We start from the raw sequence: 13,804 nt of genomic DNA on the forward strand, positions 1-13,804 counted from the left end.
TTTCGCTATACTATGGGGCTCTTTTTTCTCGGCGCATACTGATGCGGCCGGTTCGATCGTACTTGATGACGTGAGGTGTTGGCTTGAAACCGGTAAAAGTTGGAATCTGCGGGTTGGGCACCGTCGGTGGCGGTACCTTTAATGTTCTGAAGCGCAACGCGGACGAGATTAGTCGTCGTGCGGGCCGTCGTATTGTGGTTGAACAGATTGGCGCTCGTCGTGACAACCCGGACTGCGACACCAAGGGCACCCAGATTAGCCGCGATATTTTCGATGTGGCGTCCAACCCGGAAATCGATATCGTCGTCGAACTGATCGGTGGCTACGACGTGGCGCGCGAGCTGGTCATGACCGCCATTGAAAACGGCAAGCACGTGGTGACCGCCAACAAGGCGCTGATCGCGGTGCACGGCAACGAGATCTTCGAGGCCGCCCAGAAGAAAAACGTGATGGTCGCCTTCGAATCGGCAGTGGCCGGTGGTATCCCGGTAATCAAGGCGATCCGCGAAGGGCTGGCCGCCAACCAGATCAACTGGCTGGCCGGCATCATCAACGGCACCGGTAACTTCATTCTGACCGAGATGCGCGACAAGGGCCGCGATTTCGCCGACGTGCTGGCCGAAGCCCAGGCGCTGGGTTACGCCGAAGCGGACCCGACCTTCGATGTCGAGGGGATCGACGCCGCACACAAGCTGACCATCCTGGCCTCCATCGCCTTCGGTATTCCGCTGCAGTTCGACAAGGCCTACACCGAGGGGATCAGCCAGATCACCCCGGAAGATGTCCAGTACGCCGAAGAGCTGGGCTACCGGATCAAGCACCTCGGCGTCAGCCGCCGCACCGAGCAGGGCGTCGAGCTGCGCGTACACCCGACCCTGATTCCGGCCCAGGCGCTGCTGGCCAATGTTAACGGCGTGATGAACGCGGTACTGGTGGATGGCGATGCCGTCGGCCAGACCCTTTACTACGGTGCCGGCGCCGGCGCCGAGCCGACCGCCTCGGCGGTGGTGGCCGATATCGTCGACGTGGTGCGCACGCTGACCGCCGACCGCGACAACCGGGTGCCGCACCTGGCATTCCAGCCGGGCCAGCTGTCCGACCTGCCGGTGCTGCCGATCGAACAGACCGAAACCGCCTACTACCTGCGTATGCAGGCCGCCGAGCAGCCGGGCGTCTTGGCGATGGTCACCAAGATCCTCGGCGACCAGGGGATCAATATCGAAGCGATCATCCAGAAAGAGACCAGCGAAGAGCAGGTACCGGTGATCATCCTGACCCAGCGGGTGCAGGAACAGAAAATGAACGATGCCATCGCCCAGATCGAAGCGCTGGACGCGATCAACGGCGCGGTAACCCGTATCCGCGTTGAGCAGCTGTAAGCGAAGGAGCTAACCGTGAAATATATCTCGACCCGGGGCCAGGCGCCGGCTCTCAATTTCGAAGACGTGCTGCTGGCCGGCCTGGCCAGCGACGGCGGCCTGTACGTGCCGGAAACCCTGCCGCAATTCTCCACCGAGGAGATTGCCTCCTGGGCCGGCCTGCCGTACAACGAATTGGCCTTCAAGGTGATCAAGCCGTTCGTCGCCGATTGCATCGTTGATGCCGATCTCAAGCAGATGATCGACGACACCTACGCCGGCTTCAACCATATCGCGGTGGCGCCGGTCCAGCAGCTGGGTACCAACGAGTGGGTGCTGGAGCTGTTCCACGGCCCGACCCTGGCGTTCAAGGATTTCGCCCTGCAGCTGCTGGGTCGGCTGATGGATTACGCGCTGGCCAAACGCGGCGAGCGCCTGGTGATCATGGGGGCCACCTCCGGCGATACCGGCTCGGCGGCGATCGAAGGCTGCCGCCACAGCGAGCACCTGGATATCTTCATCCTGCACCCGCATAACCGGGTGTCCGAGGTGCAGCGTCGCCAGATGACCACCATTCTGGCCGACAACGTGTTTAACATCGCGCTGGAAGGCAACTTCGATGACTGCCAGCAGATGGTCAAGGACAGCTTCGCCGACCAGGGCTTCCTGAACGGTCTGAAACTGGGCGCGGTCAACTCGATCAACTGGGCGCGGATCATGGCCCAGATCGTCTACTACTTCTCCGCTGCGCTGGCCGTCGGCGGTCCGCACCGCGAGGTCAGCTTCTCGGTACCGACCGGCAACTTCGGCGACATCTTCGCCGGTTACCTGGCCAAGCAGATGGGCCTGCCGATCAAGCAGCTGGTGGTGGCCACCAACCGTAACGACATCCTGCACCGGGTGATCAGCGGCAATGACATGTCCAAGGGCGAGCTGAAGCACACCCTGTCGCCGTCGATGGACATCATGGTCTCCTCCAACTTCGAGCGGCTGCTGTTCGACGTCTACGACCGCGACGGCGCGGCGATCGACCAGCTGATGGCGCGCTTCAAGGCTGAAGCGGTGCAGCTGGACGGCGCCCGCTGGGATAAGGTCCGCGCGCTGTTCGACAGCTACGCGGTGGACGACGAAACCACCTGCGAGGTGATCAAGGACGTGCACGCCCAGACCGGCTATCTGCTGGACCCGCACACCGCGATCGGCGTCAAGGCGGCCCGCGAATGCAACCGCGATGCCAGCGTGCCGATGATCACCCTGGCGACCGCTCATCCGGTCAAGTTCCCGGAACCGGTAGTCAAGGCCGGCCTGGAAAGTCCGCAGCTGCCGGCTCACCTGACCGACCTGTTCGAGCGCGAGGAGCGTGTCGAAGTGCTGGCCAACGACCTGGCCACCGTACAGCAGTTCGTCGCCAGCCACGTACACCGCAACTGATCCGCCCTGTGCGGCTGGAAAACCCGGTTAGCTCGCGCCGACAGGCGGCTGGCGCCGGGTTTTTTTATTGGATTTTTTATAGTTTGGGTTACTGGGGCAGCGTCGCCGGATTGCCTGGCTAAGCGGCGCGCGCCTTCCTCTTGCTGTTACCTGGCTTGGTAATTCTGCTGTAACCAACTGGTTCGAGGTTTTCCCGCTAAAGTGCGAAGAGCCTTATTATTGCCCGAACACCTCTCGTAGGCCGGTTCGATAGAGAAGAATAACGAAAGCGCTGATGGACCTGTTTTTTACCGCTGCCAAAATAGCCTGGCTGCTGTTGCAACCGGATCACCTGCTGCTGTTACTGTTGCTGCTGGCGACCCTGCTGCTGTGGGCCGGTCAGCGACGACTCGGCTTGGCGCTGTTGTCACCCGTTGTGCTGTTGCTGCTGGTATTGGCCGTGCTGCCGCTCGGCCAGCTGCTGCTGCGCCCGCTGGAAAGCCGCTTCCCGACGATCGCGCCGCCGCCGGCCGAACGGCTCGGCGGCATCATCGTGCTCGGTGGCGCCGAACTGCCTGGCCCCAGCGAGGCTTGGCAGCAAGCGCAGTTCAACGGCGCGGCCGAGCGGTTGATGGCACTGGTGCCGTTGCTGCGCCGCTACCCGGATCTGCCGGTGATCTACAGCGGCGGCTCCGGCAGCCTGGCCAGGCCGGATCAACGTGGCGCCGACCTGGCTCAAGCATGGCTGGCGGAGGCTGGCCTGGCACAGCGGGTTCGGTTCGAGCGTGACTCGCGCAACACCTGGCAGAACGCCGGCTACAGCCTGGCGATGCTCGATTCGGTGCCGGACAAGCGCTGGCTGCTGGTGACTTCGGCGGCCCATATGCCGCGTGCCGTGGGCGTGTTTCGTCGGCAGGGCTGGCCGGTGATCGGCTGGCCGGTGGACTTCAACAGCGCGCCGCTGGGTGTGCGACCGCAACTGTGGCGCAACCTGAGTGAACTGTCATTGGCCAGCCACGAGTGGCTCGGCCTGAGCGTCTATTACCTGACCGGAAAGACCTCTCAGTGGTTTCCGGCCCCGGAACAGAAGTGAACATGAAACAACTGATTATCGAGCGTCGCCCGGAGCCGGCGGCGGATCTGCCGATCCACCGCCAGGTGCACCCGGTGCTGGCGCGGATCTACGCCAGCCGGGGGATCGAGGATATCGCCCAGCTGGGCCGCAACCTGAAAGAGCTGCTGCCGGATGGCCAGATCAAGGGGATCGACGCTGCGGTGAACCGGCTGGTGCAGGCGGTAACCGGTGGCGAGGCGATGCTGATCGTCGGCGATTTCGACTGTGACGGCGCCACCAGTACCACGGTAGCAATTGAGGCGCTGCGGATGATGGGCGCGGCGCAGGTCGACTACCTGGTACCGAACCGCTTCGAGTACGGCTACGGCCTCAGTCCGGAGATTGTCGAAGTGGCCGCCAGTCAGCAGCCGCAGCTGCTGATCACCGTCGATAACGGCATCTCGTCGGTGGAGGGGGTGGCCCGTGCCGCCGAGTACGGCATCGACGTGATCGTTACCGACCACCACCTGCCGGGCAACCAATTGCCGGCGGCCTGCGCGATCGTCAACCCCAACCAGCCGGGCTGCGAGTTTATCGCCAAGTCCACCTGCGGCGTTGGGGTAATCTTCTACGTGATGATCGCCCTGCGCCGGGCGTTGAGTGAGCAGGGCTGGTTCCAGCGGATCGGCTGTCAGCCGCCCAACCTGGCCAGCCTGCTGGACCTGGTGGCGCTCGGCACGGTGGCCGACGTGGTGGCGCTGGAGCAGAACAACCGCACCCTGGTCTACCAGGGGCTGCAGCGGATCCGCGCCGGCCATGTGCGACCCGGTATCCAGGCGCTGATCGAGGTGTCCGGCCGCGACCACCGCCGGCTGGTGGCCTCGGATTTCGGCTTTGCACTGGCGCCGCGGCTCAACGCCGCCGGCCGATTGGAGGATATGTCGATCGGCATCGAGTGTCTGCTCAGCCCGGAGCTGGAGTACGCCCGCGAGCTGGCCGCTACGCTGGACGGGTTGAACCGCGAACGTCGTGAGATCGAGCAGCAGATGCAGCAGCAGGCACTGGCGATCCTGGCCGAGCTGGAGCTGGCCGAGGATGATCTTCCGTTTGGCCTCTGTCTGTACCAGCCGGGCTGGCACCAGGGGGTGATCGGTATCCTGGCGTCGCGCATCAAGGAGCGGGTCAACCGGCCGGTGATCGCCTTCGCGCCCGGTGATGACGGCCAGCTGAAGGGCTCGGCCCGGTCGATCCCCGGTTTCCATATCCGCGACGGGCTGGACGCCATCGCTGCCCGCCGGCCGCAACTGCTGCGCAAGTTCGGCGGCCATGCGATGGCGGCCGGTTTGACCATCGATGCCGATCGCTTCGACGAATTCAGCCAGGCGTTCGCCGATGAGGTGGCGCGCCAGCTCAGCGAAGACGACCTGCTGCTGCGGGTGGCCACCGACGGTGAACTGAACGGTGCGCAGATCAGCCTCGAACTGGCCGAACTGTTGCGTGAAAGCGGCCCTTGGGGGCATCAGTTTCCGGAGCCGCTGTTCGATGGCGAATTCAGCCTGCTGCAGCAGCGGATCGTCGGTCAGCGCCACCTGAAGATGGTGCTGATGGAGCCGGCCAGCGGGCTGGCGCTGGATGCGATCCACTTCAATGCCGACACCGAGCTCTGGCCCGACGAGGGGATCAACCGGGTACGGGTGGTTTACCGGTTGGATGTCAATGAATTTCGGGGGCAACGCAGTGTACAGTTGCTGGTCGAACAGCTGTTGCCCGCCTGAAGCACTGCCTTTAGACTTGGCGCCTTACTAAAAAGTTACCTATTTCGAAACTGAGGTACCTGAGATGAACGATTTTACGCTCGATGAGCTGAGCGCCCTGCTGGGGGTGTTCGAGAAAGCTGGCGTCGCTGAGCCGGACGGCATGGCCGGTGATCTGCTGCGTCGCCTGAAGGAAGCTCATGGAGAGCGCCAGGAACTGGAAAGTATGGATTTCGACGATTGTCTCGGTGGCGCCTGCAAACTGTAACCGATGACAACACCTTATTACGTTGGCGCCCATGTCAGTGCCGCCGGTGGGGTACAGAACGCGCCGCTCAATGCGGCCGCGATCGGCGCCAACGCTTTCGCGCTGTTCACCAAGAACCAGCGTCGCTGGGTGGCCAAGCCGCTGGCGACGGCTGATATCGACGCCTTCAAGCGTAACTGTGAACAGCACGGTTTCAGTCCGCGCCAGATCCTGCCCCACGACAGTTACCTGATCAACCTGGGTCACCCGGAACCGGACGCCCGAGCCAAGTCGCTGGACGCCTTTATCGACGAGATGCAGCGTTGTCAGCAGCTCGGCCTCTGCTACCTGAACCTGCATCCCGGCAGCCACCTGCGCCAGATCGACGAGGACCAGTGCCTGAGCCTGATCGCCGAGTCGATCAACCGGGCATTGGAACAGACCGATGGCGTCACCGCGGTACTGGAAAATACCGCCGGCCAGGGCAGCAACCTCGGCTACACCTTCGCCCAACTGGCGCAGATTATCGACCAGGTGGAAGACAAGAGCCGGGTCGGCGTCTGTATCGATACCTGTCACCTGTTTGCCGCCGGTTACGACCTGCGCAGCCGCGAAGACTGTCAGCAGGCGTTCGCCGAGTTCGGGCGGCTGGTCGGCTTCGACTACCTGTGCGGCATGCACCTGAACGACTCCAAGGGCGGCCACGGCTCGCGGCTGGATCGCCACCACAGCCTGGGCCAGGGGGAGATCGGCTGGACGGTGTTCGAATACCTGATGCAGGATGACCGTTTCCGCGGTGTGCCGCTGATCCTGGAGACCATCGACGAGACCCTCTGGGCCGACGAGATCCGCCAGCTGCGGGCGTTTGCCGGCGCAGCGGTGCAGGAGGCCGGTCAGTGAATCTCTGGTGGCTGCTGCCGACGCTGGCGCTGCTGGTAGCATTGCTGCTGCTGTGGCGCAGCCATCGTCAGTTGCACCTGACCCGGATTCGCGAGAAGGCGTTGCAGGAGGAGAAACAGCGGCTGCGGGCGCTGATCGACAACGTCCCGGACCTGATCTACGTGAAGGACAGTCAGGGCCGTTACCTGGACTGCAACCGGGCCTTCGCCGCCTTCCTCGGTCGTGAGCGCAAGGCGCTGATCGGCACCAGCGGCCACCTGATCCAGCCGGATCAGCAGCTGGAGGCGGAGGATGACAGCATCCTCAATACCAAGGTCGCCCGCCGGGTGGAGGGCTGGACCCGCTACTACGATGGCCGCCGGGTGCTGCTGGAAAGTACCAAGCTGCCGATCCTCGGCGCGCCGGGCGAGGGTGACAGCGTGCTGTCGATCTCCCGCGACATCACCCGCCGCAAGCATGAAGAGCTGCTGCTGCGGATGCAGACCTCGATCCTCGACCGGGTGGTGCGCGGTGCCCGGCTGCCGCAGGTGCTGCACGAGCTGGTCAGTCTGATCGAAAGTGACTTCCCGGACCTGATCTGTTCGATCCAGCTGCTGGATCGCGACCGCCGGCGGCTGGTGCACGGTGCCGCGCCCAGTTTGCCCGAGTTCTTCAACCAGGCGGTCGACGGGCTGGAGATCGGCCCCGGGGTCGGCTCCTGTGCCCACGCCGCGTTCACCGGCGGCTTTACCGCGGTCAGCGATATCCAGCGCCATTCCAACTGGGAGGGGCTGCGTGAACTGGCCCAGCGGGCCGGCATTGCTGCCTGTTGGTCGCAGCCGATCAGCGGCAGCAACAGCGAGGTGGTCGGGGTGTTCAGCGTCTACTACCGCGACGCCCACGAACCGGACGAGCTGCATATCGATCTGATCCAGGCCGCGGCCCGGTTGACCAGCCTGGCGCTGGAGCGCCAGCAGGCCGAGGAGAACCTGCAGAAACTGTCGCGGGCGGTGGACCAGAGTCCCAGCATGGTGTTGATCACCGATGCCAAGGGCACCATCGAATACGTCAACGAAGAGTTCACCGAGGTGACCGGCTTCCAGCCCCAGGAGGTGATCGGCGCCGATCCGCGGGTGATCAACTCCGGCCTGTCCGATCCGGAGATGTTCCGTCATATGTGGCAGACCGTCAGCAGCGGCGAGGACTGGCATGGCGAGCTGTTGAACCGTACCAAGGACGGCCAGCATTTCTGGGCCGCGCTGTCGATCTCGCCGATCGTCAACGAGACCGGCGAGATCACCCACTATGTGGCGATCAGTGAGGATATCACCGAGAAGAAACAAACCCAGAAGCAGATCGAGCGGCTGGCGTTCTACGATCCGCTGACCAGCCTCGGCAACCGCCGCTTGTTCCGCGAGCAGCTGGATGTCGAGCTGCGCAAACTGAAGCGCAACAACAGCCGGCTGGGCATGCTCTATCTGGACCTGGATAACTTCAAGCAGGTCAACGACAGCCAGGGCCACGATGTCGGCGACCAGCTGCTGCGCCAGGTCGGCAAGCGGCTGCGTCAGTCATTGCGCGAGTCCGATATCATCGCCCGGCTTGGTGGTGACGAGTTCGTGGTGCTGGTGCCGGATGCGCCCAGCGCCGAAGGGGTCGGCCAGGTGGCCAGCAAACTGGTCGATGCCCTGGTGGCGCCCTACCAGTTGGAAGGGCATACCGCCAACGTCACCGCCAGTGTCGGTATCACCATGGCGCCCGACGACGGTCGCGACGCCTCTGAATTGATGAAGAACGCCGACCTGGCGATGTATCGCGCCAAGCAGAGCGGCCGCAACACCTACCGCTTCTTTACCGCCGATATGAACGACGAGGTGATGAAGCGCAGCTACATGGAGCAGGAGGTGCACACCGGTCTGGCGGAGGGCCAGTTCGTGCTGCATTTCCAGCCGCAGTGGTCGCTGCTCGGTGAGCTGCGACTGACCGGCGTCGAGGCGTTGGTGCGCTGGAACCACCCGCAGCGCGGCTGGATCTCGCCGGCCGACTTCATCCCGATGGCCGAGGAGCTGGGCCTGATCGTACCGCTTGGCGAGTGGGTGATCCAGGAGGCCTGCCGGGCCGGCCAGGAGCTCAAGCGCCAGGGCCATGACGTGCGGGTGGCGGTCAACCTGTCGTTGCGCCAGTTCCGCGACCCCAACCTGCTCAGCTGCATCCGCCAGGCGTTGGCAGAGACCGGCCTGGAGCCGCAACGGCTGGAGCTGGAATTGACCGAGTCGATGATCATGGAGAATATCGACCGGGTACTGGCCACCCTGCAGCAGTTCAAGGAGCTGGGCATCACCCTGTCGATCGACGATTTCGGCACCGGCTACTCGTCGCTCAACTACTTGAAGAAACTGCCGGTCGACCAGCTCAAGGTGGATTCCTCGTTCGTGCGCGATATCCCGCACGACCGCAGCGATATGGAGATCACCGCGGCGGTGATCGCGATGGCCCACAAGCTGGGGCTGGAGGTGATCGCCGAGGGAATCGAGACCCACGACCAGCTCAGCTTCCTGCGCCAGAATGGCTGCGAGATGGGCCAGGGCTACCTGCTGGCCAAGCCCGGCCCGCTGGCCGAGGTACTCGAGTTGCTGGAGTTCGAGTTGACCGAGTAAGGGCGCTGCTGGCGCGGCACGGCCTTGCGCAGGCGAATCTGTCAGCGAATCGCGCTTTTTTTTGATCCTACCGGCGCGCCGCCGCCATCCCCCGATAGGACGTAACCCTGGGGTTACGCTTGTTGACCAATCGTCATTGCTGGGCGGTTGTCATCTGGGTGTCACTTTTTGTTCTTAATCTTTTGGGCTGACCCGAACGTTGAGAACAGCACATTATGGAAATGTCAGCGGTATCGAATGTCCCCTCACTGGAGGCGCGGCTGCTCGAAATCATCAAAACGGAACAGCTGGAGCCGCACTTCCAGCCGATCGTCGACCTGAACAAGGGCGAGGTGATCGGTCACGAGGCGTTGATTCGAGGTCCGGCCAACTGTCCGCTGCAGTTCCCCGATGCACTGTTCAACACCGCCATCGAATGCGGCCGAATGCTGGAGCTGGAGTTGCTCTGCCGTAAGCGTTCGATCGAGCGCTTCGCCCAGCTCCAACTGCCCGGCAAGCTGTTCCTCAACGTCAGTGCTTCTTCGTTGGAGAAAAGCGAGCACAAGAACGGCTATACCGTTGAACTGCTGCGCCAGCACGATATCCGTATCGACCGCTGCGTGATCGAGCTGTCGGAACAGCACCCGTTCGATCATCAGGGGCTGACCCGCGCAGCAGTGGAGCATTACCGCCAGATGGGCTTCGATATCGCCATCGACGATCTCGGCAGCGGTTATTCGGGGCTCAAGCTCTGGTCTCAACTGACCCCGGAGTACGTCAAGATCGACCAGCACTTCATCGCCAATATCGACCGTGACCCGGTCAAACGCGAGCTGGTGCGCTCGGTCTGCAATATCGGTCAGAGCATGCGCTGCAAGGTGATTGCCGAAGGGATCGAGCGGGTCGAGGAACTGCGTACGCTGAAGAAGCTTGGCGTGTCACTGGGCCAGGGCTATCTGCTCGGCCGGCCGGAACCGCTGCCGCAGGCGGTGCTGCCCGAGGCGGTACTGAACGAGTTCAGGCGGGCCGGCAACAAGCGGCACAACGAAGTCGGCGAGACCGCCTTCCTGCTGTTGCGGCCGGCGCCGGCGGTCAGCATGGACGACCGTATCGGCCATGCCAACGAGCTGTTCCGTCAGCACCCGGAGCTGACCGCGATCCCGGTGTTGAGCGACGGCCGGCCGGTCGGCGTGGTGCGCAAGGACGACCTGCTGGAGGTGTTCTCCGCCCAGTACGGCCGGGCGCTCTATGAGAACAAACCGGTCAGCAAGCTGCTCAGTCAGCAGGCGCTGGTGGTGGAATCGGAGATGACCCTGGAGCAGGTGTCGCGGATGGTCACCGAGCAGGACGATTTCACCCTGCAGCAGGATATCGTCATCACCCAGGACGGCAGCTACCTCGGCATGGGCAGCGTGCGCGACCTGCTCAAGCGGATCACCGAGCTGAAGATCCGCAACGCCCGCTACTCCAACCCGCTGACGCTGTTGCCGGGCAATGTGCCGATCCAGCGCGAGATCGACCTGCTGCTGCAACAGACCAGCGACTTCCGGGTCGCCTATTTCGATCTCAACAACTTCAAGCCGTTCAACGACTGCTACGGCTACTCCAAGGGCGACCAGGTGATCCGCCTGCTGGGCGATCTGCTGGTGCGTTATGCCGACAGCAGCGACAACTTCGTCGGCCATATCGGCGGCGATGACTTCGTGGTGATCTTTCGCCATCCGCAGTGGCAGCAGATCTGCGAGCGGATCCTCAGCCAGTTCGACGAGCAGGTACGTGGCTTCTACAACCCGCGCGACCTGCAGCAGGGCGGCATCTGGGCCTCCGACCGCAAGGGCGAGGCGACCTTCTATCCGCTGCTGGGGCTGGCGATCGGCGTGGTCCATCCGGACCCGTACAAGTGTACCAGCCACCACGAAGTGGCCGAGCTGGCGGCGCTGGCCAAGAAAGAGGCCAAGAAGGGCAGCGCCAGCACGCTGTTCGTGTCGCGCCGACGGATGGTCGGCTACCCGTCCGGCGGCACGGAAAACCAGCGTAGAGACTCGGAAGATTGCTCTTGCGGCAGCTGTGTGATGCCGGGGGAGCTCGGCGCCGAATGGCTGCCGCAGTATCCGTCGGAGCAGTTCAACTAGCTTTTTTGATATCGTTCTTTCGATAGCTCCTTTCGATAGCCCCTTTCGATAGCGTGCCCGGGCCGCTGAAACGCCTGCCGGCGTTTGGTTGCCCGAATGCGATCTTACGAGGTGGCTCCGTTGTAGGGTGTCGCCTGGGGCGCCGCCGCCGAAGGCGGCCTTGATCCTGTTACCCCCTCCAGATCGGAACACCAGCGCTCCATCCGGCCCTGCCTGCACCAAAATGTCAGTACCGCCACCCAGCGCAGATGCGCATGCTATAGTTCAGCCTTCGAAGGGGGGAGAGTGTATGTCGAAGGGCTGGCAACCGGAGATGAACCATCGTCACGTCAGCACACTCAAAGAGGAGATGCTGTACGATGGCTTCTTCAAGCTGAAGCGGCTGCGGTTGTGTCACCGCCGTTTCGACGGCGATCAGCTGACCATCGAGCGGGAACTGTTCCAGCGCGATGATGCGGTTGCTGTGTTGCTGTACGACCCGGACCTTGAACAGGTGGTGCTGGTGGAGCAGTTCCGCATCGGTGCTATCGATCATCCGCATAGCCCCTGGCTGCTGGAGCTGGTGGCCGGTATCGTTGAACCGGGCGAAGCGGCCGACCAGGTGGCGCATCGTGAGGCCCATGAGGAAGCCGGTGCCGAGATTCGCCAGCTGGAGCCGCTGATGCGCTATCTGCCCAGCCCCGGCGGCAGCCGCGAGTATGTCGAGCTGTTCTGTGGCCGGGTCGACAGCAGCGGCATGGGGGGCTTGCATGGTCTGGCCGATGAGCATGAAGATATCCGGGTACACGTGTTGCCGACCGAGGCCGCTTTCGCGCTGGTCGACAACGGGCGGATCGACAATGCCGCAACCATTATTGCCCTGCAGTGGCTGCAACTGCACAGAGAGACCTTGAAACAATGCTGGGGAGTTCGTTCGTGAAGCGCAAATACGTACCCGATCTGAGCCGTCAGATGGCCCAGTGCGAGGCCAACTATATGCGGATCATGAAACTGTTGCCGGACCTGGACAACTGTGACAGCCGTGAATTCCAGATCAGTCGCGAGCCGCTGCGTACGCTGATCCGGCTGGAGGTAGCTGAGCGGTTCGCCTACACCAGCACCATCGCCGTGTCCCAGCAGCAGGAGGGCGCCTCTGCCTGGCTGGCTGCGCCGACCCTGGTGGTACGGCTGTACCACGACGCCGGCATGGCCGAGGTGGTCTGCACCCGGCGGCGTCAGATCTCCGGCGTCTACCCCTACCCGAACCCCGATATGCACCAGCCGGATGAAAAAGCCCAGCTCAACGATTACCTGGGTGAATGGCTCAGCCACTGCCTGAGCCACGGTCATCAGATCGAACCGGTATACGCCGGCTGATGGCTTCCTCGCTGATCATCCAGCTGACCGACCTCCATCTGCCGCGCGTTCCCACCGATCCGTTCCGCGGTGTCGATGTCGCCGGCCGTCTGCAGCGGATGCTGGATCATCTGGCCGAACGTTTCGAGCGGATCGACCAGCTGCTGCTGACCGGCGATCTGACCGATCACGGCGATCTGTCCACCTACCGCTGGCTGCAAACCAAGGTGCAGGGCCGAGCCGGGCGGATCAGCTGGATTCCCGGTAACCACGACTGCGCCGAGCTGATGGACGGCGAGCTCCGGCCCCGCCGCATCGAGCTGCCCGGCTGGCGGTTGGTGCTGCTCGATACCACCGCCGAACCGGACGGCCGCGGCGGCGGCTCGCTGGCCGATAGCGAGCTGCAGGCGCTGGACGCGGAGCTGGCGGGAAGCGACCGGCCGCTGATGCTGGTGCTGCACCACAACCCGCTGGCCACCGGCAGCGGCTGGCAGGACCCGATCATGCTCGGCAACGCCGACGCCTTCTGGCGGATCGTCGAACGTTATCCGCAGGTCAAGTTGGCGATCCACGGCCATATCCACCACGCATTCGAGCAGCGGCGCGGCCAGGTCAGGGTACTCGGTACCCCGGCGATCGCGCCCCAGTTCAAGCCCCGCCAGGCCGATTTCTGCGAGGAGGACGACCCGGCGCTGACCGGCCCGGCCGCCCGCTGGCTGCGGCTGCACGACGACGGCCGCTTCGAGACCGGCTTGATCAGGTTGTCAGTGGGAAGTTAACAGTTAGGAGTTAACAGTGACGGAGATTATCGGGACGATGGCGGTGAGCATATGCTCTGTGCGGCACTGTTAACTGTCAACTCAAAACTGTTTACTTAAATCTGTTAACTCCCAACTCCCAACTCCCAACTCCCAACTCCCAACTCCCAACTCCCAACTCCCAACTCCCCACTCCCAACTGTTAACTCACCACTCCCCCAACCACTGTACATTTGACCAT

At 63.4% G+C, this 13,804-nt stretch carries 11 protein-coding genes; all 11 read left to right on the forward strand.

The genetic code is table 11. The annotated features are described in order from the left end of the window. Positions 1-83 precede the first annotated feature (83 nt). Positions 84-1,379, forward strand: a complete 1,296-nt coding sequence (locus tag K6T12_RS06060; protein ID WP_222220499.1) for a homoserine dehydrogenase — start codon at positions 84-86, stop codon at positions 1,377-1,379. A 15-nt stretch (positions 1,380-1,394) separates the two neighbouring features. Continuing rightward, positions 1,395-2,789, forward strand: coding sequence for a threonine synthase (thrC, locus tag K6T12_RS06065; protein WP_222220501.1), 1,395 nt, complete (start codon positions 1,395-1,397; stop codon positions 2,787-2,789). A gap of 274 nt (positions 2,790-3,063) precedes the next feature. Next, the gene (locus K6T12_RS06070) at positions 3,064-3,861 is read left to right on the forward strand and encodes a YdcF family protein (RefSeq protein ID WP_222220503.1); all 798 of its coding nucleotides are present in this window, start codon (positions 3,064-3,066) and stop codon (positions 3,859-3,861) included. A 2-nt stretch (positions 3,862-3,863) separates the two neighbouring features. Then, positions 3,864-5,597 carry a single-stranded-DNA-specific exonuclease RecJ gene (gene recJ / locus K6T12_RS06075; protein WP_222220505.1) on the forward strand — a complete coding sequence of 578 codons (1,734 nt, stop codon included), beginning with the start codon at positions 3,864-3,866 and terminating at the stop codon, positions 5,595-5,597. 64 nt (positions 5,598-5,661) lie between these two features. Next, positions 5,662-5,844: a hypothetical protein gene (locus K6T12_RS06080; RefSeq protein ID WP_222220507.1), complete on the forward strand. Its 183-nt coding sequence runs from the start codon at positions 5,662-5,664 to the stop codon at positions 5,842-5,844. 3 nt (positions 5,845-5,847) lie between these two features. Beyond that, complete coding sequence (gene nfo / locus K6T12_RS06085; protein WP_222220509.1) at positions 5,848-6,723, forward strand: deoxyribonuclease IV; 876 nt, start codon at positions 5,848-5,850, stop codon at positions 6,721-6,723. Beyond that, a complete protein-coding gene (locus tag K6T12_RS06090) occupies positions 6,720-9,359 on the forward strand; it encodes a sensor domain-containing protein (RefSeq protein ID WP_222220511.1) in 2,640 nt (879 codons plus the stop codon). Before nfo ends, K6T12_RS06090 begins: the two co-directional genes overlap by 4 nt. Positions 9,360-9,580: 221 nt before the next feature. Further along, positions 9,581-11,470 (forward strand): GGDEF domain-containing protein, encoded by a 1,890-nt coding sequence (locus tag K6T12_RS06095; protein ID WP_255611595.1) that lies wholly within the window; start codon positions 9,581-9,583, stop codon positions 11,468-11,470. Between the two features lie 289 nt (positions 11,471-11,759). Further along, positions 11,760-12,389: an NUDIX domain-containing protein gene (locus K6T12_RS06100; RefSeq protein WP_222220514.1), complete on the forward strand. Its 630-nt coding sequence runs from the start codon at positions 11,760-11,762 to the stop codon at positions 12,387-12,389. Next, complete coding sequence (locus K6T12_RS06105) at positions 12,386-12,826, forward strand: DUF1249 domain-containing protein (protein WP_390879080.1); 441 nt, start codon at positions 12,386-12,388, stop codon at positions 12,824-12,826. The genes K6T12_RS06100 and K6T12_RS06105 overlap by 4 nt, the downstream gene beginning before the upstream one ends. Continuing rightward, entirely contained in the window at positions 12,826-13,584 is a 759-nt protein-coding gene (locus tag K6T12_RS06110; RefSeq protein ID WP_222220518.1) for a metallophosphoesterase, read from the forward strand. Before K6T12_RS06105 ends, K6T12_RS06110 begins: the two co-directional genes overlap by 1 nt. The last annotated feature ends 220 nt before the right edge of the window (positions 13,585-13,804 follow it).

The sequence above is a fragment of the Marinobacterium arenosum genome (assembly GCF_019795155.1).
Classification (GTDB): Bacteria; Pseudomonadota; Gammaproteobacteria; order Pseudomonadales; family Balneatricaceae; genus Marinobacterium_C; species Marinobacterium_C arenosum.

Bases quoted from the DNA above. Each gene is read 5' to 3' on its own strand.
- K6T12_RS06100 (WP_222220514.1), top strand. From the start codon at position 11,760: ATGTCGAAGGGCTGGCAACCGGAGATGAACCATCGTCACGTCAGCACA.
- K6T12_RS06110 (WP_222220518.1), top strand. From the start codon at position 12,826: ATGGCTTCCTCGCTGATCATCCAGCTGACCGACCTCCATCTGCCGCGC.
- nfo (WP_222220509.1), top strand. From the start codon at position 5,848: ATGACAACACCTTATTACGTTGGCGCCCATGTCAGTGCCGCCGGTGGG.
- recJ (WP_222220505.1), top strand. From the start codon at position 3,864: ATGAAACAACTGATTATCGAGCGTCGCCCGGAGCCGGCGGCGGATCTG.
- K6T12_RS06080 (WP_222220507.1), top strand. From the start codon at position 5,662: ATGAACGATTTTACGCTCGATGAGCTGAGCGCCCTGCTGGGGGTGTTC.
- K6T12_RS06095 (WP_255611595.1), top strand. From the start codon at position 9,581: ATGTCAGCGGTATCGAATGTCCCCTCACTGGAGGCGCGGCTGCTCGAA.
- K6T12_RS06070 (WP_222220503.1), top strand. From the start codon at position 3,064: ATGGACCTGTTTTTTACCGCTGCCAAAATAGCCTGGCTGCTGTTGCAA.